Raw genomic sequence first — 20,906 nt, 5'->3', positions numbered from 1 at the left:
CTTTTACTCATAAATGTTCATAAATGTCCATGTATAATTAAACAGTTTCAAACAATAATACAGCATTATGACTTTATGAGGGATAATATGAGAATTGGTATCGTTGGTGGTGGTTTAGGCGGACTTTTAACTGCTGCCTTATTATCAAAGAACCACGATGTTGTTATTTTTGAGAAATTGCCCTTTGTTGGAGGTAGATTTACAAATATTGAATATAAAGGATTTCAACTAACTACTGGAGCTTTACACATGATTCCACATGGAAATGATGGATATTTGGCGAGATTGTTGAGAGAATGTGGATGTAATGTTAAAATAATAAATTCAAATCCAGATGGACTTTTTAGGGTGAATGGCAAAGATTATGCATACAAAGACCTTTTCAACCTTGTAGGTTTGAAAGATAAATTAAAAGCTCTAAAAATGGCAGCAAATTTAAAAATAGGTAATGTTGATAAAAGTATGTCTTTTGGAGAGTTTTTGGAAAGTGTAGATTTGGCGTTAAAGGTTGGAAATGCATTTACTGGATGGGCATTGAGTTTAACTGCCTACGAAACACCGATGGAAGAGATTATTGAGATAGCAAAAAACTACCATAAGTTTGGAGGACCTGGAATTCCAATTGGAGGTTGTAAGGGAGTTATTGATGAACTCGTTAGGGCTATAAAAAATAATAATGGTATTATAAAGGTTGAGTGTGAAGTGAAAAGCATTGAAATTGAAGATGATAAAGCCTACGTTATTGGAGAGGAACTCAACGAGGAGTTTGATGTTGTTGTTAGCAATCTATCTCCAAAACTAACAGAAAAAATCTCAAATGTAAAGATAATAAAAGGAAAAGAGCCAAGACCATCAAAAGGAATAAAGATATGCGTTGCTACAAAAGAGGGATTAATAAAGCATAATGGAGTTCTTTTCACTCCTGAGTGCGAGAGGATTAATGGCTTAAACCAAGTAACCAATGTGGATAAATCTCTCGCTCCTGAGGGTTACCATTTAGTTATGACACACCAAACACAACTAACAAACAACGTAAAAAAGGAGATTGATTTAGGCCTTGAGGATATTGAGAGGTTATTTAACGGCAAAGATTATGAGATATTGCATATCCAATCTTATAGGGATGAATGGCCAGTAAATCATGCATCAAATGGAACAGATTTGGATAATATTGTAAATGATAAGTTATATTTGGTAGGAGACGGAGCAAAAGGAAAAGGTGGAATTGAGGTTGAAGGCATTGCGATGGGTGTTATGAAGGTTGTTGAATACATTAATTCGTTGAACAAAACCAAAAAATAAGCAATCCAATAATATAAAATTAATTTTTAGATTTAATTAGTAATTAGTATTGAAAACATAATGTATAGTCAGTGACAAAACTTTCTAAATTGAATAAGGAATATTCGACTGCCTTCCTAATGGGCTGTTTCATAGATAGCAACAAGCGCAAAGTTTGTGTATTTTCGAGTAGCGTAATTTTTATATATCATGAAAAATATTAATTGTTTGTGGATATGCAGTCTCCGATATGTGGGGTCTTAAGCCCGAATGGAGACTGTTGAGAGCCTTGAAGATGTGGGGAGTTTCCGTTCCCCCCGAAAGCCACCCAATGAAGATGGGAGGGTGGAATGTTATCCGCTACGACAGTTTCGTATGTTTCAAAAGTAGCGGATAACCAGAACGGGCAGTTATTAACGTCTTCAATCCTTAAACGTATTTTTTCTTAAAACCTTTTACATTTGTCCAGAATCTATTCATAATCTGGTTTTTTATAATACTTCTTTAAATACCTCACCAATTCTCTCGTATAATACAATCCTTTTAAAACCACATAAACCAGCAACCTTAACTCCAAAACTAAATCATAATCCTTAAGTCCCCTACGTTTTGGTTGTTCGATTTTATCAGTAAGGTATTTATCTATCGAAGTTATAACTATCTTAACGGCGTCTATGGGTATTCACCATTCGATTTTTATCACTTTTTGTATTCTATTTTTGCCTCATTATATTTAAATTTTTTAATTGTGCACCACCCTCTAAACTTTAAATTTAAATTTAGCCATAAGCATTTTTCATAAAATTCTACTCTTAGAGTACTTTTAGAAAGAGATTTTCAAGTGAGATTATGGTAAACGTTGAAAGAATCAGCATATCATTTTCAAAATATCTTTTAAAAGAGATAGATAATGTTGTTAAAAAGAAAGGGTATTCAAGTAGAAGTGAATTAATAAGAGATGCAGTGAGAAAGCATGTTTTAGAAAGTAACTCATTAGATAAGGAAGGGAATATTAGTGGGATTATTATTGTTGTTTATACTCCAACAAAAGAGTCAATGGAAAAAATGAGTAGGCTATATTTTGAGTATAATGAGGTAGTTAAATCAATAAACCAATCATATATAACAACTTCATGTGGAAAAAATAAAAAGGTAGAAATTTTTGTTGTTGACGGTGATGCAAAGAAAATATCCGAATTTTATGATGAAATTTCAAAAATTGATGGGAAAATATACGATAAAGTTATTGTGTTTTAATTATAGTTAATTGCGAAATTTTCTACACCATGTTTATGAACTTTTTGGAAATTTTGAATAATTATTATCTATTAACTTTATAAATTTAAGATTATAAATTTTTAGAATTGAATGTTATTTTCCTAAGTAGAATATGCCTACTTTTATTTTTATGGAACAATTTTATTTAATTATTTAAATCTTCAAATTTTATTACTTTTTTTAATTATTTTTCATAATAGTTATATTAACTTTACTTAAGTAAAGAAATAATAATTATATATTTTTTTGAGTTAAAAAGGTCAAAAATCTTTTTATATTATTGAATACACTGTATAATTTGATGACTAAAAATAAAAAATAAAATACGGGGTGAAACGGTGACAAAAGTAGCAATTTTAAGATGTGACAGTGCAGCAAAGACATGTCCTGCAGTAGGTTGTGTTACAGCAGCATTAAACAAAAAAGACACATTTAAAGACTACGACAATGTTGAACTTGTAACCATAATAACATGCGGAGGATGCCCAGGAAGATTGGGATTAAACCAAATAAAACAATTAATAGAAAAACATGGGGTAGAAGTCGTTCATTTTGCAACATGTATGAGTGCACTTAAACCAAAATGTATATACGCTGAAGAATTGAAAGAAGAAGTTGAAAAGATGGGAGCAAAAGTTGTAATTGGTTCCCACTTCTAAATTGAGCTTTTAACTTTTAATAATTTTTTAATACTTAGATAAATTTGAATGTTTAAATGGTGATATTTATGAAAATAACAAGATATAGAGTCGAAGTTGACCAGGATAAATGTATTGGTTATGAAGAGTGTGGGCTATGTATTAAAGCATGTGAAGAAAATATTCTAATTCCAGACCCAAAAACTAAAAAGGTTAAGGTTAACAAAGAGAGAGAAATTTATTGCGATGGAATAGGCTCATGTTTGGACGTATGTCCAGTTGATGCAATAAAAATAATAAAAGAAGAAGTGGAAGTTGATGAGCATCATTCACATTCAGGACATAAATGCCCAGGTTCAATGGCAATGACGTTGAAAAGGGATAGGAAATCAGACGAAGACGATAATGTAGAGATGGGCTCAGAATTAACAAACTGGCCTATACAACTCCATTTATTAAATCCAATGGCTCCATATTTTAAAAATGCCGAACTCGTTATTTCAGCAGATTGTGTTCCATTTGCATATGCAAACTTCCATAAAAAATTCCTAAAAGGGAAAGTTCTTGCCATTGGATGTCCTAAGTTGGATGATACTTCCGAATATGCAGAGAAAATAAGGGCAATCGTCAAACTCAATAACATTAAAAAAGTTGATGTTGTTATAATGAGCGTTCCTTGCTGTCATGGATTGTATGCTTTGGTAAAAAAAGCACTTGATGGACTTGATTGTGAAATAAAAAGGCATATCATTTCAATCGATGGAAAAGCGTTATGATAATACTAAAACTAAAATTATTCATAACAATTATATCGAAGATATCTACTAATTTCAATACTAATTGCCCATATCACAAAATGTAAATGATCAAAAATCTTTTTATAATATGAAATAGAAAATAATTATTGTAAAGCACCAATCTAAGAAATCTTTTAGTAAAGATTGGGCGGTATACAAATAAAATATTTGTAGATTATAAAATATTGAGGTGAAAATATGGGTTACACACCAAGACCAACAAAAATGTTTTGTTTCCAATGCCAAGAGGCTGCAAGGAATGAAGGATGTACAATAGCGGGGGTTTGTGGGAAGAAGGATATTGTAGCAGACCTCCAAGATTTATTAGTTTATACTATAAAAGGTTTATGCTACGTATGTGAGAAAAGTAACTACTTAGATGATGAGGTTATGGAATACATACCAAAGGCATTATTCGTAACAATAACAAATGTCAATTTTGATGATAAAGATGTAATGGATTACATAAAGAAAGGAGTTGAATTGAGAGAAAAAATCATTGAAAAAACAAACTTAAACAAAGAAGAACTCCCTCACTGTGCTACCTGGAATTATGAAAATGATGATGACATCATAGAATTATCATTGGCAAAAGAAGTTAGTGTATTAGCAGAGGATAATGAGGATATAAGGTCTTTAAAAGAACTCATAACTTATGGAATTAAGGGAATTGGGGCATATTTAAGCCATGCAATGCATCTCGGCTATAACAATGAGGAAATCCACAAATTTATAGTTAAAGCAATGACAAAACTTGTTGATAGTAAAGATGCTGATGAGTTATTCAATTTAGCAATGGAAACAGGTAAGTATGCAGTAGATACATTGGCATTATTAGACAAAGCAAACACTGAAACCTACGGACACCCAGAAATAACAGAAGTTAACTTAGGAGTTAGAGACAGACCAGGAATATTAATTAGTGGTCACGACTTGAAAGACTTAGAGCAGTTATTAGAGCAAACTAAGGGAACTGGAGTAGATGTCTATACACACTGTGAGATGTTACCAGCACACTACTATCCATTCTTTAAGAAATACGATCACTTCGTAGGAAACTACGGAGGTTCATGGCCATTCCAAACAGAAGAATTCGAGAAGTTTAACGGCCCAATAATCATGACAACAAACTGTTTAGTTCCACCAAAAGACTCATACAAAGATAGAGTTTATGTCACTGGGGCTGTTGGATATCCAGGATTGAAGAGAATTCCTGTCAGAGAAGATGGAACAAAAGACTTCTCAGAAGTTATTGAACATGCTAAGAAATGTAAGCCACCAACACCACTCGAAAATGGTAAGATTGTTGGAGGATTTGCACACAACCAAGTTTTAGCATTGGCAGATAAGATAATTGAAGCAGTCAAGAGTGGAAAGATAAGAAAATTCGTTGTAATGGCTGGATGTGATGGAAGACACAAGACAAGAGAATACTACACCGAATTTGCTAAAAAATTACCAAAAGACACAGTTATATTAACATGTGGTTGTGCAAAATATAGATTCATTAAATTAGACTTAGGAGACATAGATGGAATCCCAAGAGTATTAGATGCTGGGCAGTGTAACGACAGCTATTCATTAGCAGTAGTTGCATTGAAGTTGAAAGAAGTTCTTGGGTTAGAGGACATAAATGAACTCCCAATTGCTTACAACATTGCATGGTATGAGCAAAAAGCAGTAGCTGTATTATTGGCATTGCTCTACTTAGGAGTTAAGAATATAGTATTAGGTCCTACGTTACCTGCTTTCTTATCACCAAATGTAGCAAAAGTATTAGTCGAGAAGTTTGGAATTTCAACAATCTCAACAGTTGATGAAGATATTAAGAGATTAGTTGGGTAAATCCCCAATATTTCCTTAAAAACTTTCTTTATACTTTATAACTAAATTTTCTAAAAATTTTAAGGGCGGTATATTATGATAGAAAAAGTTTATGAGTTTAAGAAGGATGCTACAACAAAGGTTGTTGAAAAAATTGTCAATACCGAGCATGTTCAAATCAACCATATCGTTCTTCCAAAGGGAGAGCAAATGCCTAAGCATTATTCAAACTCTTATGTGCATTTAATAATCGTTAAGGGGGAAATGACCCTAACTTTGGAAGACCAAGAACCACACAACTATAAAGAAGGGACTATTGTGTATGTTCCATTTAATGTAAAGATGCTCATCCAAAACTTAAACTCTGATGTGTTGGAGTTCTTTGTTATAAAAGCCCCTCACCCAAAGAAATTAAACGCTCCAGAGGAAGCAATAAAGTGTGAATAAACTTAAAAGAACGAAAATCGGACAAAAACATTAAATAACAAAAAAACAAAAATTAAAATGGGGTGATAGTGTGAAAGTAACAATAAACTACGACTTATGTAAGGGTCCAGAATGTGCAGAGTGTGTAAATGCTTGCCCAATGGAAGTTTTTGAGATTCAAGGAGATAAAGTTGTTGTTGCAAGAGAAGAGGACTGCTCCGGATGTGGAGTTTGTATGGATGTATGTCCAACAAATGCTGTTAAAGTTGAAGATTAAAGGTGGAAAAATGGAAACACTTGATGCAAGGGGACTGCAGTGTCCAATGCCAATTGTGGAGTTAGCTAAAAAAATGAAGGAATTAAAAGAGGGGGAGGTTTTAGAACTTATTGCTGATGATATGGGGGCAAAGGAAGACGTTCCTGCATGGTGTAAAAGGACTGGAAATGAATTAATTGAAATGTCCGAAGAGGGAGGGGTTTTGAGGTTTAAAATTAGGAAAAAATAACCTCTCCTTTTTTATTATATTTTCTATTCTATTTTTTTGGTGATATTATGACAGATAAAATGGCACTTGTTGTTTCGGAGGGGACATTTGATAAAGCAATGATGGCTTTTATCCTTGGAACTATTGGGGCCACAATGGGAATGGAAGTACATATCTTCTTTACATTTTTTGGATTGGAGATTTTGAAGAAGGATGCAAAGCCAAAACTTCCAGGGATTTATAGATTGTTTGGAAATTTTGGGGTAAAAATGATGGAGAAGAAAATGAAAAAAGTGAATATTGGAAGTTTTGAAGAGATGAGACAGCAAGCTATTGATTTAGGGGTTAATCTCTATGCATGTAGCACTTCCATGAGCGTTATGGGAATAAAAAAGGAAGATTTAATTGAGGGAGTTGAAGTTGTTGGTGCTACAAAATTTTTAGATATTGCAATGGATGCAAAGATTCAACTTTTTATAGGGTGATTAAATGGTTTTATTCATTCTTTTAAAATCTCCATTTGAATGTAACGCTATTGAACTTATGGAGAGATTGAGAGATGGGAATGATGGAGTTCTCCTTGCAGAGGATGCTATATATTATGCAACAGTATCAAAAGTTAGAGACGAATTATTGAAAAAAGGTTATAAAATATATGCAATGCAAGATGATGTTCTTGCGAGGGGATTTGATAGCATTGAGAATGTGGAATTAATTGATTACGAAACTGCTGTGGATTTAATTATGGAGAAGTATTCAAAAGTAATATCACTTTAAGGTGGAACCATGAAAACATTAACTATTATCCTAAAATCAGGTTCTATGATGAATATGGACCCTAACTTCGCTCTGAAATTGGCTGATGCTGCTTTAAAAAAAGGTTATAATGTAAATTTATTCTGCTATGGGGAGGGGGTTACGGTTATTAAAAAAGGCCAAAATCCAAAAAGATTCCCAAACATAGAAAAGATTTGCAGAAATCTTATGGAAAAAGGATTGAAAGTTGCTGCATGTAGCACTTGCGCAAATGCGAGGGGGATATATGAGGAAGATGCCATTGATGGGTGTAAAATAGGGAGTTTGACCAATGATTTGTCCCAATTTATAGTTGATAGTGATAAGGTTATTACATTAACAAGGTGAAAACAATGGTTAAATCACTAATTACTCTAATTTTAAAACCACCTTACGGGAGTGAAGACTCATTTGCAGGTTTGATGTTTGCACTCTCTCAAATCGCCAGTGGAATTATTGAGAAATCGGATGTTGTTTTAATGCACGATGGAGTTTATAACGCCAAATCCAACCAAAAACCAGAGACAATAGAAATGCCGTCAATTATTGACGTTATAAACAATTTGCAGACCTTTGTGTGCAAGATTTATTGCATTGAGGAAGATTTAAAAGAGAGGGAAATTGAAGATATCATAGATGGCGTTGAGATAATAAAATCTGACAAATTAAAAGACATATTAAATGAGTATGATGAAATAATCACATTTTAATATTTTTTCATATTAATTATATCATTATCACTTTTTTAAAGAAATACTTTTTATTCATTTTCCAAATCAAAAGATATCAAAAATCTTTTTATACAATCTTAAAGTAAAATATTGTTGGTTTAATTTTTTAGTTAAAGGTGGGAATATGGAACTAAAAGAACTAATGGAAAAAATAATCTCCAATAAAATAAAACTCTCTTTAATGTGTAGATTTAAATCAATAGAGCAATATAAAAATGAGTTATATAACGATATTGCAGTTAGCCAAATGGAGGATGTAGAGGCGCTTTATGAAAAATATCTTATGTATATTGGGGAGAAGCCAAACATAAAAGTTGAGTTGGAGGGGGACATAAAAGAGATTTTAAAAGAAACTATTGAATTAGAGAAAAAACTTATAAAAGAGAGTGGAATGACCTTTGGAATTAGACAGACAACAATACACTGCCTTACAAGTGATGAGAGATTCTACCATTACTTAAAACAATAAAGTCCAAAACTATTTTTTATTAATTTTTATTTAATTTTTTGTATTATTTTTGTATTTGGAGATTACTATAGGGAGGTGGAATTCTATGATGATAGATGCGCATACGCATTTGGATGTTAGGAGTTTTGAGGATTTGGAAAAAATGGCATTGAGTGGAATTGAAACAATCATAACTTGCTCTCATGATCCATACAAAATGAGTGTTCCAGAGGTTTATTTAGACCATTGGGATAGATTGATTAATTTAGAAGTAAAAAGAGGAAAAATGGCTGGAGTTGAAGTTAAGGTCGCATTGGGAGTTCATCCTATGGGATATCCAAAGAATTGGGAAATCTTAATAAAAAAACTTCCCGAATTTTTAGAGAATGAGAATGTCGTTGCTATTGGGGAGACAGGACTACATTATTTAACAGAGGATGAGAAAAACCTTTTAAGAGAGCAGTTGATTTTGGCTAAAGATTACAACATGCCGATAATAGTCCACACACCAGAGAAGAATAAGAAGGAGGCATTAATTGAAATCCTAAAAATTTTAGATGAAGTTAAAATAAAGGATGATTTGGTTATGATTGACCACATAAACAAAGAGACAGTAGATTTAATCGATAGGGATGTTTATGTTGGTTTAACTGTCCAACCATCAATGAAAATAAGCCATGAAGAAGCGGCAGAGATAATAAAGAACTATGACAAAAAATTCATTTTAAGCAGTGATTTGGGAAGTTTAAAGGCAGATATCTACGCATTACCAAGAACTAAGTTGTATATGAAAAAAATTGGTGTTGAGGAAGAAAAGATAATTAACTCAATCTACAAAAACGCAAAGGAATTTTACAGGTTATAAACAAAACTCTCATTCAATTCATAAATTTAAATTTTTTAAATATATTAGAATTATAGTTGTTTGCCAATTTTATACGGCAAAACTTTGTTTTGCCATTTATTTTTTAAAAGAACAATAAATCAACCATAAAATTCCAAATAAAGGTTAATTATCCCTTATAATTTAATGGAGATTTCGTTCATTAGTAAAGCAAACAGCTATAATTTCTTTGAACTTGCAGTTGCAGTTGAGATAACATTATCTGGGCTCAACAGTGGGCTGCACTTGCAACAGTTGTTGGAGTTCTTGTGAGGTTCCATTGATGTTGACACTTGTCTGGATTGCAAATAAGACAAAGTGGAATTAAAGGGGAAATATGAAGGTTTTGTTTGTTTGTGTACATAATAAAAGAAGAAGTATAATGGCAGAAGCATTTGGGAAGAAATATGGACTAAATGCATATAGTGCAGGATTGGAAAAAACCGATGGTGTTGATGAAAAGGTTGTTGAAGTTTTAAAAGAAAAAAATTTAAACGCAAAACAAAAACCTCAAACAATAGATGAGGTTGTTAGAGAGGTTGGAAATTTTGACGTTGTTGTTACAATGGGATGTTTGGATAAATGCCCATTTGTTCCAGCAAAAAAACATATAAGTTGGAATATTGAAGACCCTGCAGGGAAAGATATTGAAGTTTATAGAAAAATTAGGGATGAAATTGAAGAGAAGGTTAAAGAACTTACAAATTCCTTAAAAGACATTTAGTCCATTAAAATTTATTCAAATTTAAATTATTGCAGGTGATAGTATGAAAGCAGTATTTATCTATCATGAAGGAAATAATAGAATGGAAAAATTCTATAAAAATTTGTTAAACGAGCCAGATTTTTGTAAGATATGTGAGGATTGCTACAACTGCAGAGGAGATTGGAGTTTTAAGGATGATGTAAAAAATGTTGTTATAAAAGAGACTAAGGAGGAATTCATAGATGACCCTTACGAATACCTCCCAGAACTTCCAGAGGGAGATGTTTGCATTGCCCAACTACATGAGGATTTGTTGTATGAACTTCCATTGTTATTAAAAGAAAAAAATTATAAAGCTTTAATAGTTCCTTCTGAGACACCACATGATTTATCTCCCGCACTGAGGAGAGATTTAAAGAGAATGTGTAAGGATTATAATATAGAATTTGAAAATCCAAAACCATTCTGCTCATTGGAGAAAAAAGAGAGAAATGAAACCATAAACAAATTTATCGATTACTTCAGAATAGGAAAGCCGGAATTGGAGATAGAGGTTGAAAGACACACTATTAAAGATGTTAAGGTTAAAATCTCCGCTCCTTGTGGAGAGACCTACTATATCGCAAAGAGAATAAAAAACAAAGAAATTAAAGGTTTAAAAGAGGAGATTGCCAATGCTCACCACAACTACCCATGTTTAGGAAGTATGGAGTATGATAAGGAGTTGGGAGATACCATCCTACATGAGGCAGGATATATTGCAATTGAAAGCATAGAAAAGGCACTAAATAAATACAAATGTGAAAATAAATTCTGCTCTGGAAATTGTGGAAAGCTAATCTAACTCCAAATAAAAAATAAATTAAATAAAAATAAAATAAAAAAAGAAAAAGAATTAGAACTAAAGACAAAGTTAAAAATTATTCTTTTTTCAACTCTACAATTTTTAATGATTTTTTAAGAACTTCTACATTTATCTCTCCATAGGTGTAGACTTTTCCTGTTCTCATGTCGTTAATTGTTACTACAGCAGGAGCGAACATTCCCTTGTCTATTTTGTAGAAGTCGTAGTTTGCTGCCTTAAATACTTCCATGAATGGTTTTCCATAATCTGCTGATGTGCAGGATGGTAACGCTTTGCATAATGCCTCTATATCATCGTTTTCATCGCTCTCAATGTAGTAGAATGTTCTTCCTCCATATAAAACCATGTCGTTTGTTGCTCCCATCATTGCAAAGTCATCTCCAATGATTGGAGCAATTGGAGCAATTCCAGCAGCAAATTTAACTTTTTTAACATCGAAATCTAAAACCTCTAACATCTTGTAGGTTCCGTTTTCAACAACTCTACCGCTAATTTGTATTGAACCGACTAATGATGCTGTTGGAGCAACTAATAAATAGACATTTGATGGCTCCACATTACATTGATTTGCTACATATTCAGCAACTTCTTCATTTGGCAATGCACTTGCCTCTAAGCAAAGAACAGCAATATCTGCATCGTCTTCATATCCTATCTCTTCGTATGTTTCTTTTGGTTTTTTTGCCAAAGCTCTTGCAGGACCTGAACCCATTGCAAAGTATTTTCCAACTTTAATAGCCCATCCTGCTTTTTGAGCTCCTAATGTAGCAATTGCTGGGTGGGAGGTTTTTACTTTAACATGAGGTAAGTTTAAACCATTACATTCGCATGGGCTCAATGAGATACCTACGTGAGCCAATCCACCCAAACAAATTTTTGTAAATAACTTTCCTGCTTCCCAACTTCCAGGAACATTAACCCCGCAATCTAAAACAGTAGCTCCGTTTTCCAATTTCTTAACTGCAATATTTAATTCTTCTGCATTTTCCATCATCTTTTTGACAATTTCAAAAGCTTTTAAGTTTACACTTAACATTCTCCCACCTAAAAAATTTTTAATTCCCTTTTTGGATAACACTCTTTTATAGCATTTTTATAATTTTTATAATTTTTGATTTGAATTCGGGAATAACTATATATTAAATCATTAGGGCAATATAAAGAAACTTTTGAATGATTACGAATATGTCCAATAAATTTAGACATGTGAAAATATGGATGCGTTGGTGATGGCTGGAGGAAAAGGAAGTCGTATGGGATATGTGGAAAAGCCATTAATAGAGATAAATGGAAAATACATGATAGATTATGTTGTTGAGGCACTTCTACAGTCGAATGTTGAGAAGATATTTGTTGCAGTATCCAAAAACACACCAAAAACAGAACAATACATAAAAGAAAAATATGATGAAATTAAAGACATAATTTTAATAAAAACTTCTGGAAATGGGTATGTTGAGGATTTGAACCAGGCAATAAAATATTTTTCGTCACCTTTTTTAGTTATTTCATCCGATATTCCAACAATTAAACCGAAAACTATTAATAATATTATAAATTATTACCTACACATTAAAGGCATTAATAATAAAGTAGAGGCTTTATGTGTAATGGTAAAAAAAGACAACTATCCTGGGAATCCTACAATGGAGATAAAGGGGTATATTCCAGCGGGGATTAATATCATAAGTCCAAAATCTGGGGAGCAGATAGAAGAGGCTATGGTAGTTGATGAGGTATTAATAAACGTGAATACTTGGGAAGATAAAGTACTTGTTGAGAAGTTATTAAAAAAGTAGGTGGGAAATTATGAAGATGCCAATTAGGGCACTATTTGGAAGGTCCATCGTTGGAAATTTAGGAAGTATTATTGGAACTGTTGAAGATATAATTATAGATGAAGAAACTGGTAAGGTTATTTCATTGAGTGTTGAACCTTCACCGCAAAGTCCAATTCCTCCAAATGATGAGAACTACACATTAATCCCATTCAAAATTGTAAATGCCATAAAAGATGTTGTCGTAATAGATGAATCAAAGATAACCAAGAAAGTATAAAATTATTTTTGCATTTTTCGGTAATGTAAAGAAAGTTGTGAAAACCTTAAGTTTCACTTATAGTCGTGTGCGCTAAGAGTTTAGGCGAAAACTCCACAGGAGTTTTCGCTGCTCGAACCTTCGGTTCGATTAGGCGAAATCAAAGATTTAGTTGAATAACCTACGGTTATTCAACTTCCCTGCAACCATAGGTTGCAGTGGATGCTGCTCGAAGCTTCGCTTCGATGAACATAACTTCAATAAAATTTATGGGGTATTAAACACTTAATTTTAAAAATTTAAAAGGGAATAATGACCACTTAAAAATTAACGGCAAAACCAGAGGTTTTGCCGTATATATTTTTGTATTTTTTATGGTTAAATGTAAATTTAAATATTCAAATTAAACATTAAAGGTGAATAGCATGGAATTCACAAAAATGCATGCTTTGGGAAATGACTATATAGTTATAAATGAGTTTGATGGGGAAGTTGTAAAAGAGGAAGAAAAAAGCGAATTTTCTAAAAAAATTTGTAGAAGAGGATTTTCAGTTGGGGCTGATGGAGTCATCTTCATCCAAAAACCAACAAGTGATGAATTTGATGTAAGGTTTAGGATTTTCAACAGTGATGGTTCTGAGGCAGAGATGTGTGGGAATGGGATTAGGTGTTTTTCAAAATATGTATATGAGAGAATATTAAAAAAGAATCCTCTAAGGGTTGAGACTAAGGGTGGTTTAAGAATATCTGAGATGGAAATCGAAAATAATGAAGTTAAAAAAATAAAAGTCTATATGGGCGTTCCGAAATTCAAATTAAAAGATATCCCAATGAAAATTGAGGGTTATGATGAAAATGATGAATTTATAAATGGGGAGATTGAACTCAACAACCCATACCTAAAAAAGGTAAAATTGAGTGTTGTAAATGTTGGAAATCCACATGCGGTAATTTTTGTTGAAGATAATGGCATTGATTTAGATTTCGCAAGAAAGCATTTGGATGTTATTGGAAAAGAAATTGAATACCACAAAGTTTTCCCAGAGAGAATAAACGTGCATTTTGTTGAAGTTTTGAATGGTAATGAAATAAGGATATTAACATGGGAGAGAGGAGCGGGATATACAACAGCATGCGGAACTGGAACAACAGCATCAGTAATCATTGCCAATAAACTTGGAAAAACAAAAAACAAGGTTTTAGCTCACTTAGATGGTGGAGATTTAGAAATAGAGGTTAAAAACGATGGAGTCTATATGATTGGGGATGCAGTAATGGTTTATGATGGAAAGTTGTTGAATATTGGTTGGTGATTTTACAATCAAATAAGATAAAGTAAAAAAATAAAGAATAAAAGTATCTTGATTTATAGTCGTGTGCGAAATTAATATACGGTAAAACCCAAAGGGTTTTGCCAAAAGATATACGGCAAAATCCCTTGGATTTTGCCAAAAAACCTTTCTAACGCACACGACTATAATTTAGCGTTTCATCTTATATTTCAACCCAATATAACCACCAATGTCTAATAATACAATGTTTAATATTAATAATATAGATGTTGTATATATTAAATTCAAATCCATCGTAGCAAGTGCCATTCCCATCAATAATGCAGGAATTAATATTGAAACGTCAATTGTAACCCCTATTATCTCATACTCCTTTCCACTTGCAATACTCATTCCCCCAGAAATCCCTGCAATAATGGCAACTATTGAACTTAGCGCTATTGAAGTTTCTGAGAGATATTCCAAAACCAAATCCTTAGAAACAAAAAATAATCCCGTAACAAATGCACATACAGTAACAATTCCCGCACATAGAAGCTCCTTTTTCATCCCCTCAATAAAAAGTTCTCTATCGCCCAACACTGTTCCTATAGCACTACCCATAACTGTATCTACTAAAGGAGCAATAATCATTGCCCCAATTAATGTTGGGATGTTATGCTCAATAATTCCAATAGTTCCCATTATACTTGCTAAGACAACTTTAATTAAGACATTTTTTGTTATCTTTACCATAGATTTTGCTTTATAATACAGCTCCAATGCAGACAAACTTGTTGATGCTAAACCTTCCTCCCTACATGAAAAGGTAATGTTTGCTGGCATTATGGTAATGCTTCCATGCCCCTTTTCCCCCAAACCCAACTTCTTCAATTCTAAAACTATCTTCTCAGCATCTTTTGCTTCTGCATTGCATGTTATTATTATCCCATTTTCAATTGATGATTTCAAAGGTTCGATTATTGAAATTGAGTAAGCATTGTTCTTTTTTAGTATTTCTTCAACGATATTTAGGAATTTCTTAGGTATCATAATCTTCATATATCTCATGCGCCCACCATTCAAAAGAATATCTCCTATATTTGTATGAAATATATAAAAAAACTTATCCCAATTTATCCCAAATAAGAATTTGTGAGAAAATATCACATGCAAATATTATAAAATGCTCAATTAATATTACTAAATTGATATTCAAATATTCTAATCTAACTATATCCAATTATTTATATCTTCAATCTAACAAAGTTCATTCGGCGTTTTCATAACATTTATCTTTTTTAAATACTTTTTTAATTTCCACCTCAACGAGGTCATCGGTTTCAAGATTAAATTTTTTTCTGATAGAGGCTGGAATCGTTATTTTCCCTTTTTTATCTATTTTTTGCGTAAATGATACACTAATATTCATGATACCACCTAAATTTAAATTATACTTTTGTTTTAATAAAAAAATAATATTAATCATTAATTTTAATTTTGTTAAAAAAAAATTAAGTTTAAACAAAAGCAACCAAATTACAATGCGTTTTCTCCTCTTTCTCCTGTTCTTACTCTTACAACTTCTTCTACTGGAATAACGAATATCTTACCGTCCCCAAACTCCCCTGTTTTGGCGTTCTCACAAATTATGTCAATAATTTTTTCTACATTAGCATCATCAACAACAATCTCTATCTTTACCTTTGGCAATAAATCAACGACATATTCTCTTCCCCTGTATCTTTCAACAATCCCTCCTTGAACCCCTCTTCCTTTAACTTCACTAACCGTCAAACCTTTACATCCTGCCTTGAACAATGCACTTTTTACATCTTCTAATTTTGAAGGTCTTATTATTGCCTCTATTTTTTTCATTATTTCACCTGCCTAAAATTAATTTAGAGATTTAGGCTACTGATGTTTCTTCTTCTGGGTAAGCCGGCATTTTATGTTCTGCTAAGTCAAGACCTTTAAATTCTTCTTCTTCACTAACTCTTAATCCACCACATATAACTCCTGCTATTTTAGCAATGATGAAACCTAATGCAGTTCCATATATTATTGTTACAACTGATGCGATTATTTGCTCAACTAAGCTTACACCACCCGCTCCACCTAATGCTTCCATTCCCAATATTCCTGCTAATATTGCTCCAACAACTCCTGCTGTTCCGTGAACTGGAACAACACCACAAACATCATCCAGTCCAGCATTTTCAAGCAATCTGAATACTATTGGAACTTGAAGTCCAGCAATTAATCCAATTAACAAACCTCCTATTGGACTTACTACATCAGTTCCTGAACAAATTGCTACTAAACCAGCAACAATACCGTTTGCTGTGAAGAGGACATCTTTCTTAGATGCAATTAATGCCCCAATTCCTCCTCCAGCCATTGCTAAAGTTGTTGTTGCACAAACTAATCCACTAATGTCACCCAATGCTAATGAACTTCCTACGTTGAATCCATACCAACCAATTGCCAATGCTAATGCCCCAAAGACAGCCATTGGGATGTTGTGCCCTAAAATTGGAACTGGTTTTCCATCTTTGAATCTTCCAACTCTTGGACCTACTGCTGCAATAGCCCCTAATGCTAAGAATCCACCTAAACCGTGAACAATTAAACTTCCTGCATAGTCATGCCAATTTATAATTCCTGCTCCCCATGGACCTAAGTAAACGAAGAATGGATACAAGAACGCCGTAATGATTATTGAAATTAAAACGTAAGCACTGAATTTAATTCTCTCTGCAACCCCTCCAGAGACAATTGTTGCTGCTGTTGCACAGAAGACAAGACCAAAGAACCAGTTTGCTAAGTCAATACCATTGTTTGCCCAGTTTGTTCCAAATATTTGCTGCCACCAGCTTATGAAGTCAGCTGGATTTATTGAAGCACAAAGAACTCCTCCAATAAATAACCATGAAACACAACCAATGAACCAATCAACCATGTTTTTCATCATAACATTGTTAACATTTTTCTTCCTAACTTGCCCTCCTTCAAGCATTGCAAAGCCCCATTGCATCATGAAGACAAGGACTCCCATGACAACAAGGAAGAACACATCACTTGCATTAGCCATTGCTGTTAAAGCCTGCACAATTGAGTTTATATCTGCTGCATTTTGAAACAAGTCTGCAGTTGCCATAAACTACCACCCTTGTTGGTATTTTTCATACAAGGTATCCGGCTATCGGAAGATTGTTTCCGATTTCCTATAATTTGTTTTATTGTATATAAAGATTATGAATATGTGTAATTTAGTGCCATAATTATACACAATCATTAAAAAATTATAAAAAATTTTTAAGATTCAAAACATTTTGCCTTACTAATGAACGAAATCTCCATTAAATTATAAGGGATAATTAACCTTTATTTGGAATTTTGTGGTTGATTTGTTGTTCTTTTAAAAAATAAATGGCAAAACAAAGTTTTGCCGTATAAAATTGGCAAACAACTATAATTTCTATTTTTTATAAACCTCCACATCCATAACATATACAAGTCCGTTATCTCCAACAACATCAATAATTTTTGGTAGAACTTTTGATATATTCTCCTCCTTATCAACACATTCAATCACAACAGGCAAGTTCATAGATAGTCGCAAAATATCGACCCTTGAAATTCCCCTAACTCCATAACCACACATGCCTTTGAACACTGTTGCACCAGAGATGTTGTTTTCTTTTAAGATTCTGATGATGTATTTGTATAGAGGTTCATCTCCATGCCTATCATTTTCCCTCAAATAAATTCTCAACAATTTTGCTTTTATCATCTAATCACCCCTATGAGGCATTGCCGAACGAAGTAAAGCAATGCATCCCTTTGATGAACTTTTTAAAAGTTTCTTATAAAAAGCTAAGAGGCACTACCGAGCGTAGCGAGGTAGTGCATCCGATTTGGATGAAACCTTTTTTAAAGGTTTCAAGTCAGTGCATCCTGTTTTGATGAAACCAAACCGTAAGGTTTGGGCTATGAAAACTGAAAGGTTTTTCATTCAACTTTTTAAAAGTTTCAGATTAATCCTCAATAACTTTGCCTTTATCATCTAAATCACCCATTAAATACCATTAATGAGAATGTTCTTCCAACATACACCATAAATAAACATCCCAAAACATTTATTAGGATATTTGCTATTGCCTTGACTAATAACCCTTCCTCTATCAATGTAAATGTTTCATAGGAGAATGTTGAGAATGTTGTCAATGCCCCGCAAAACCCCGTAGCGATAAAGAACTTTGCATCGCTTGATATATAAAATAGGGACGAATACATAAAAAATCCAAGAATAAAACTTCCTATCAAATTTACAGTTAGTGTTCCCGTCGGTAATCCAAATTTAACTGGTACAATACCTCCTATAACATACCTCAATATTGCTCCAATAAACCCACCAATGCCAATTAGCAATAATTCCCTCATTCATCTCCCTCCAAAACACAAACACATAAATAGGAAAAATCCATTTTTAACAAATTTTTTAGAGAATCTCTAACTATTCTTTCATTCTCATAGGTTAAATTTTCACAAACAGTCATCTCTTTCTCTGGATTTACACCGTTATTTATTAGATATTCTATGTCTTCTTTTAAATTGTTTGGTAAAAAAATAACTTTTTGATTGTTTTTTATTAAATTTAGCAACTTCTTTCTATTCTCTTCTTTCCCGTGGAGTGTTATTATCTCATAATCCTCCCAAGATATTTTTAATTTTGCCGCTGCAATTTGGATGGATGAGATTCCAGATATTACTTCGATATCCTCCTTCCTAACTCCTAAACTCAATATCGTCTTTAACAACCCACTAAAACATGGGTCGCCAGTAGATAAAATGGCGATGTTGATGTTTTTGTTTTTTGTAGAGTTTATTATTTCCTTGAGTTCTTCCCTCAAATTTTTTGTTAGATAGCATTTTTTATCTTCTTCAATATCAAATAATTCCAAAGCCCTCTTACTTCCAACAACCATATCCGAATTTTTTACAATTTCAATAGCCATTAATGTTAAATACCTCTTATCTCCTGGGCCAATACCAACAATATATATCATAAAATCACCACTATTTTTATATTAATTAAAGTAAAAAAGGTTAGATAGATTTTTAAATTTATTTTTGAGTTTTTTAGATAAATAAACCTTTGGAGGATATTATGGATTTGGAAAAATACGATGTTGTTATTGTTGGAGGAGGCCCCATTGGATGCATAACAGGGGAAAGTATAAAAAACCACAACGTCCTTATCGTTGAGGAGCATCAGAGTATAGGGGTTCCTTTGCAGTGTGCGGGGTTGATAAGTAAAAAAGGGGTTGAGGAATTAGGAAATCCAAAAGGTTGTGTAAATAAAATTAGGGGGGCATATATACATGCAAAGAACACAACCGTAAATATTGGAAATGAAGAAATAAGAGCTTATGTTTTTGAAAGAAAAGTTATGGACAAAGATATTGCAATAAGGGCATCGAAACGTGTTGATTTTTTGTTAAAAACATATGGAAGAATAAAAATTGAGGAAAATAAGTATAAATTAATCCTAAACCATATGGGAGAAGAGTTTGAGATATCACCAAAAGTCATCATCGGAGCTGATGGGGCAAAATCCACCATAGGAAAATCAGTTGGGTTGGTTAATAATAAAAATAGGGAGATTTTATCAAGTTGTCAGTTTGAAATGGTTAATGTGAATGTTGATGATGATTTTGTCCATGTGTTTATTGACAAAGATTATAGTAAGGAGTTTTTTATTTGGATTATTCCAATGGGAAAAGATAGGGTTAGAGTGGGATTGTGTGATAAAGGCAATTGTTACAAAAAATTATTGGATTTCATAAATAACCATCCAACAGCAAAGGAAATACTCAAAAATGCAACTATTACAGAATTTTCAGTGGGTACTTTACCTATAGGTTATTCAAAGACAGTAAAAAATAATGTTCTTTTGGTTGGGGATGCCGCTGGGCAGGTTAAACCACTAACAGGGGGAGGCCTATATTACGGAGCAAAATGTGCAAAGATTTGTGGGAAGATTGTTGATGAGTATCTATCAAACGACTACGATTTAAATTATCTAAAAAATTATGAAAAACTTTGGAAAAAAGAAATTGGAAGAGAAATAGATAGAGGCTTAAAAATTAGGAAGATATTTTTAAAAATGAGCAACAACCAAATAGACAAACTCCTAAACTTTATAAAAAATAGTGGTTTGGTGGAGTATATTAACGAATATGGAGATATGGATAAGCCCTCTGATGTTGTAAGATATGTTTTTGAAAACTATTTCAAAGGTTTCTTAAAGTTCAGGTAATATACGACAAAACCCATTGGGTTTTGCCAAAAGACATACGGCAAAACTTTCAGTTTTGCCAAATATTTTTATTTTTTCATTCATTTTGTGTCAAGTTTTGTTCCTAAAAAGAAACA

The 20,906-nt window shown here is 32.7% G+C and carries 29 protein-coding genes; 21 read left to right on the top strand and 8 right to left on the bottom strand.

Annotated features, from left to right (window positions below):
- Positions 1-87 precede the first annotated feature (87 nt).
- The 17 genes from METIG_RS00515 to METIG_RS00440 all read left to right on the top strand — a co-directional run bounded on the left by METIG_RS00515 (position 88) and on the right by METIG_RS00440 (position 11,136).
- Entirely contained in the window at positions 88-1,302 is a 1,215-nt protein-coding gene (locus tag METIG_RS00515; RefSeq protein ID WP_048055461.1) for an NAD(P)-binding protein, read from the top strand.
- A gap of 828 nt (positions 1,303-2,130) precedes the next feature.
- The gene (locus METIG_RS00510; protein ID WP_013798272.1) at positions 2,131-2,538 is read left to right on the top strand and encodes a CopG family ribbon-helix-helix protein; all 408 of its coding nucleotides are present in this window, start codon (positions 2,131-2,133) and stop codon (positions 2,536-2,538) included.
- A gap of 359 nt (positions 2,539-2,897) precedes the next feature.
- Positions 2,898-3,218, top strand: a complete 321-nt coding sequence (locus METIG_RS00505) for a CGGC domain-containing protein (RefSeq protein ID WP_013798271.1) — start codon at positions 2,898-2,900, stop codon at positions 3,216-3,218.
- 68 nt (positions 3,219-3,286) lie between these two features.
- Positions 3,287-3,973: a 4Fe-4S dicluster domain-containing protein gene (locus METIG_RS00500; protein ID WP_083809471.1), complete on the top strand. Its 687-nt coding sequence runs from the start codon at positions 3,287-3,289 to the stop codon at positions 3,971-3,973.
- 219 nt (positions 3,974-4,192) lie between these two features.
- Positions 4,193-5,839: a hydroxylamine reductase gene (gene hcp / locus METIG_RS00495; RefSeq protein ID WP_013798269.1), complete on the top strand. Its 1,647-nt coding sequence runs from the start codon at positions 4,193-4,195 to the stop codon at positions 5,837-5,839.
- 75 nt (positions 5,840-5,914) lie between these two features.
- Entirely contained in the window at positions 5,915-6,265 is a 351-nt protein-coding gene (locus METIG_RS00490; protein WP_013798268.1) for a cupin domain-containing protein, read from the top strand.
- Positions 6,266-6,335: 70 nt separating this feature from the next.
- Entirely contained in the window at positions 6,336-6,521 is a 186-nt protein-coding gene (locus tag METIG_RS00485; RefSeq protein WP_013798267.1) for a 4Fe-4S dicluster domain-containing protein, read from the top strand.
- A 10-nt stretch (positions 6,522-6,531) separates the two neighbouring features.
- Positions 6,532-6,750: a sulfurtransferase TusA family protein gene (locus tag METIG_RS00480; RefSeq protein ID WP_013798266.1), complete on the top strand. Its 219-nt coding sequence runs from the start codon at positions 6,532-6,534 to the stop codon at positions 6,748-6,750.
- 47 nt (positions 6,751-6,797) lie between these two features.
- Complete coding sequence (locus tag METIG_RS00475; RefSeq protein ID WP_013798265.1) at positions 6,798-7,214, top strand: DsrE/DsrF/DrsH-like family protein; 417 nt, start codon at positions 6,798-6,800, stop codon at positions 7,212-7,214.
- A 4-nt stretch (positions 7,215-7,218) separates the two neighbouring features.
- Positions 7,219-7,506, top strand: a complete 288-nt coding sequence (gene tusB, locus METIG_RS00470) for a sulfurtransferase complex subunit TusB (RefSeq protein WP_013798264.1) — start codon at positions 7,219-7,221, stop codon at positions 7,504-7,506.
- A 9-nt stretch (positions 7,507-7,515) separates the two neighbouring features.
- On the top strand, positions 7,516-7,872 hold the full coding sequence (locus METIG_RS00465) for a DsrE/DsrF/TusD sulfur relay family protein (RefSeq protein WP_013798263.1): 357 nt from the start codon (positions 7,516-7,518) through the stop codon (positions 7,870-7,872).
- A gap of 5 nt (positions 7,873-7,877) precedes the next feature.
- Positions 7,878-8,234, top strand: a complete 357-nt coding sequence (locus METIG_RS00460) for a DsrE family protein (RefSeq protein WP_013798262.1) — start codon at positions 7,878-7,880, stop codon at positions 8,232-8,234.
- Positions 8,235-8,379: 145 nt separating this feature from the next.
- The gene (locus METIG_RS00455; protein ID WP_013798261.1) at positions 8,380-8,724 is read left to right on the top strand and encodes a hypothetical protein; all 345 of its coding nucleotides are present in this window, start codon (positions 8,380-8,382) and stop codon (positions 8,722-8,724) included.
- Between the two features lie 88 nt (positions 8,725-8,812).
- Positions 8,813-9,568, top strand: coding sequence for a TatD family hydrolase (locus METIG_RS00450; RefSeq protein ID WP_048055620.1), 756 nt, complete (start codon positions 8,813-8,815; stop codon positions 9,566-9,568).
- 165 nt (positions 9,569-9,733) lie between these two features.
- A complete protein-coding gene (locus tag METIG_RS09665) occupies positions 9,734-9,859 on the top strand; it encodes a hypothetical protein (protein ID WP_281033945.1) in 126 nt (41 codons plus the stop codon).
- Between the two features lie 64 nt (positions 9,860-9,923).
- Positions 9,924-10,310, top strand: a complete 387-nt coding sequence (locus METIG_RS00445; protein ID WP_013798259.1) for an arsenate reductase ArsC — start codon at positions 9,924-9,926, stop codon at positions 10,308-10,310.
- 43 nt (positions 10,311-10,353) lie between these two features.
- Positions 10,354-11,136 (top strand): DUF166 domain-containing protein, encoded by a 783-nt coding sequence (locus tag METIG_RS00440; RefSeq protein WP_013798258.1) that lies wholly within the window; start codon positions 10,354-10,356, stop codon positions 11,134-11,136.
- 76 nt (positions 11,137-11,212) lie between these two features.
- On the opposite strand, the gene mch is transcribed toward METIG_RS00440, so the two are convergent.
- Positions 11,213-12,193 (bottom strand): methenyltetrahydromethanopterin cyclohydrolase, encoded by a 981-nt coding sequence (gene mch, locus METIG_RS00435; RefSeq protein WP_013798257.1) that lies wholly within the window; start codon positions 12,191-12,193, stop codon positions 11,213-11,215.
- Between the two features lie 178 nt (positions 12,194-12,371).
- Here mch and cobY point away from each other — a divergent pair, with 178 nt between their 5' ends.
- The 3 genes from cobY (at position 12,372) to dapF (ending at position 14,507) form a co-directional block, all read left to right on the top strand.
- Entirely contained in the window at positions 12,372-12,956 is a 585-nt protein-coding gene (gene cobY / locus METIG_RS00430) for an adenosylcobinamide-phosphate guanylyltransferase (RefSeq protein ID WP_048055460.1), read from the top strand.
- Between the two features lie 10 nt (positions 12,957-12,966).
- On the top strand, positions 12,967-13,215 hold the full coding sequence (locus METIG_RS00425; protein WP_013798255.1) for a PRC-barrel domain-containing protein: 249 nt from the start codon (positions 12,967-12,969) through the stop codon (positions 13,213-13,215).
- 404 nt (positions 13,216-13,619) lie between these two features.
- Positions 13,620-14,507 carry a diaminopimelate epimerase gene (gene dapF / locus METIG_RS00420; protein ID WP_013798254.1) on the top strand — a complete coding sequence of 296 codons (888 nt, stop codon included), beginning with the start codon at positions 13,620-13,622 and terminating at the stop codon, positions 14,505-14,507.
- A 168-nt stretch (positions 14,508-14,675) separates the two neighbouring features.
- Here dapF and METIG_RS00415 read toward each other — a convergent pair whose 3' ends face one another.
- From METIG_RS00415 to METIG_RS00385, 7 genes are all read right to left on the bottom strand, one after another.
- Complete coding sequence (locus METIG_RS00415; RefSeq protein ID WP_013798253.1) at positions 14,676-15,536, bottom strand: TIGR00341 family protein; 861 nt, start codon at positions 15,534-15,536, stop codon at positions 14,676-14,678.
- A gap of 199 nt (positions 15,537-15,735) precedes the next feature.
- Positions 15,736-15,897 carry an AbrB/MazE/SpoVT family DNA-binding domain-containing protein gene (locus METIG_RS00410; protein WP_013798252.1) on the bottom strand — a complete coding sequence of 54 codons (162 nt, stop codon included), beginning with the start codon at positions 15,895-15,897 and terminating at the stop codon, positions 15,736-15,738.
- 107 nt (positions 15,898-16,004) lie between these two features.
- Positions 16,005-16,343, bottom strand: coding sequence for a P-II family nitrogen regulator (locus tag METIG_RS00405; RefSeq protein WP_013798251.1), 339 nt, complete (start codon positions 16,341-16,343; stop codon positions 16,005-16,007).
- A gap of 31 nt (positions 16,344-16,374) precedes the next feature.
- Complete coding sequence (locus METIG_RS00400; protein WP_013798250.1) at positions 16,375-17,625, bottom strand: ammonium transporter; 1,251 nt, start codon at positions 17,623-17,625, stop codon at positions 16,375-16,377.
- 321 nt (positions 17,626-17,946) lie between these two features.
- A complete protein-coding gene (locus METIG_RS00395; protein WP_013798249.1) occupies positions 17,947-18,261 on the bottom strand; it encodes a DUF190 domain-containing protein in 315 nt (104 codons plus the stop codon).
- Between the two features lie 278 nt (positions 18,262-18,539).
- Positions 18,540-18,911 carry a fluoride efflux transporter CrcB gene (crcB, locus tag METIG_RS00390; protein WP_013798248.1) on the bottom strand — a complete coding sequence of 124 codons (372 nt, stop codon included), beginning with the start codon at positions 18,909-18,911 and terminating at the stop codon, positions 18,540-18,542.
- A complete protein-coding gene (locus METIG_RS00385) occupies positions 18,908-19,537 on the bottom strand; it encodes a cobalt-precorrin-7 (C(5))-methyltransferase (protein ID WP_013798247.1) in 630 nt (209 codons plus the stop codon). The genes crcB and METIG_RS00385 overlap by 4 nt, the downstream gene beginning before the upstream one ends.
- Positions 19,538-19,638: 101 nt before the next feature.
- Between METIG_RS00385 and METIG_RS00380 the strand changes: the two genes are divergently transcribed.
- A complete protein-coding gene (locus METIG_RS00380; RefSeq protein ID WP_013798246.1) occupies positions 19,639-20,790 on the top strand; it encodes a geranylgeranyl reductase family protein in 1,152 nt (383 codons plus the stop codon).
- Positions 20,791-20,906 lie beyond the last annotated feature (116 nt).

This window comes from Methanotorris igneus Kol 5 (assembly GCF_000214415.1).
Classification (GTDB): Archaea; AGJL01; Methanococci; order Methanococcales; family Methanococcaceae; genus Methanotorris; species Methanotorris igneus.
This window is presented reverse-complemented; position numbering and strand designations above follow the sequence as displayed.

Excerpts from the sequence above, each read along its gene's own strand:
- crcB (WP_013798248.1), bottom strand. The coding sequence starts at position 18,911 with ATGAGGGAATTATTGCTAATTGGCATTGGTGGGTTTATTGGAGCAATA.
- METIG_RS00385 (WP_013798247.1), bottom strand. The coding sequence starts at position 19,537 with ATGATATATATTGTTGGTATTGGCCCAGGAGATAAGAGGTATTTAACA.
- METIG_RS09665 (WP_281033945.1), top strand. The coding sequence starts at position 9,734 with ATGGAGATTTCGTTCATTAGTAAAGCAAACAGCTATAATTTCTTTGAA.
- METIG_RS00510 (WP_013798272.1), top strand. The coding sequence starts at position 2,131 with ATGGTAAACGTTGAAAGAATCAGCATATCATTTTCAAAATATCTTTTA.
- METIG_RS00490 (WP_013798268.1), top strand. The coding sequence starts at position 5,915 with ATGATAGAAAAAGTTTATGAGTTTAAGAAGGATGCTACAACAAAGGTT.
- cobY (WP_048055460.1), top strand. The coding sequence starts at position 12,372 with ATGGATGCGTTGGTGATGGCTGGAGGAAAAGGAAGTCGTATGGGATAT.
- METIG_RS00445 (WP_013798259.1), top strand. The coding sequence starts at position 9,924 with ATGAAGGTTTTGTTTGTTTGTGTACATAATAAAAGAAGAAGTATAATG.
- METIG_RS00450 (WP_048055620.1), top strand. The coding sequence starts at position 8,813 with ATGATAGATGCGCATACGCATTTGGATGTTAGGAGTTTTGAGGATTTG.
- METIG_RS00500 (WP_083809471.1), top strand. The coding sequence starts at position 3,287 with ATGAAAATAACAAGATATAGAGTCGAAGTTGACCAGGATAAATGTATT.
- METIG_RS00425 (WP_013798255.1), top strand. The coding sequence starts at position 12,967 with ATGAAGATGCCAATTAGGGCACTATTTGGAAGGTCCATCGTTGGAAAT.
- hcp (WP_013798269.1), top strand. The coding sequence starts at position 4,193 with ATGGGTTACACACCAAGACCAACAAAAATGTTTTGTTTCCAATGCCAA.
- dapF (WP_013798254.1), top strand. The coding sequence starts at position 13,620 with ATGGAATTCACAAAAATGCATGCTTTGGGAAATGACTATATAGTTATA.
- METIG_RS00395 (WP_013798249.1), bottom strand. The coding sequence starts at position 18,261 with ATGATAAAAGCAAAATTGTTGAGAATTTATTTGAGGGAAAATGATAGG.
- METIG_RS00400 (WP_013798250.1), bottom strand. The coding sequence starts at position 17,625 with ATGGCAACTGCAGACTTGTTTCAAAATGCAGCAGATATAAACTCAATT.
- METIG_RS00455 (WP_013798261.1), top strand. The coding sequence starts at position 8,380 with ATGGAACTAAAAGAACTAATGGAAAAAATAATCTCCAATAAAATAAAA.
- METIG_RS00480 (WP_013798266.1), top strand. The coding sequence starts at position 6,532 with ATGGAAACACTTGATGCAAGGGGACTGCAGTGTCCAATGCCAATTGTG.
- METIG_RS00405 (WP_013798251.1), bottom strand. The coding sequence starts at position 16,343 with ATGAAAAAAATAGAGGCAATAATAAGACCTTCAAAATTAGAAGATGTA.
- METIG_RS00515 (WP_048055461.1), top strand. The coding sequence starts at position 88 with ATGAGAATTGGTATCGTTGGTGGTGGTTTAGGCGGACTTTTAACTGCT.
- METIG_RS00380 (WP_013798246.1), top strand. The coding sequence starts at position 19,639 with ATGGATTTGGAAAAATACGATGTTGTTATTGTTGGAGGAGGCCCCATT.
- METIG_RS00440 (WP_013798258.1), top strand. The coding sequence starts at position 10,354 with ATGAAAGCAGTATTTATCTATCATGAAGGAAATAATAGAATGGAAAAA.
- METIG_RS00465 (WP_013798263.1), top strand. The coding sequence starts at position 7,516 with ATGAAAACATTAACTATTATCCTAAAATCAGGTTCTATGATGAATATG.
- METIG_RS00410 (WP_013798252.1), bottom strand. The coding sequence starts at position 15,897 with ATGAATATTAGTGTATCATTTACGCAAAAAATAGATAAAAAAGGGAAA.
- tusB (WP_013798264.1), top strand. The coding sequence starts at position 7,219 with ATGGTTTTATTCATTCTTTTAAAATCTCCATTTGAATGTAACGCTATT.
- METIG_RS00415 (WP_013798253.1), bottom strand. The coding sequence starts at position 15,536 with ATGAGATATATGAAGATTATGATACCTAAGAAATTCCTAAATATCGTT.
- METIG_RS00475 (WP_013798265.1), top strand. The coding sequence starts at position 6,798 with ATGACAGATAAAATGGCACTTGTTGTTTCGGAGGGGACATTTGATAAA.
- mch (WP_013798257.1), bottom strand. The coding sequence starts at position 12,193 with ATGTTAAGTGTAAACTTAAAAGCTTTTGAAATTGTCAAAAAGATGATG.
- METIG_RS00460 (WP_013798262.1), top strand. The coding sequence starts at position 7,878 with ATGGTTAAATCACTAATTACTCTAATTTTAAAACCACCTTACGGGAGT.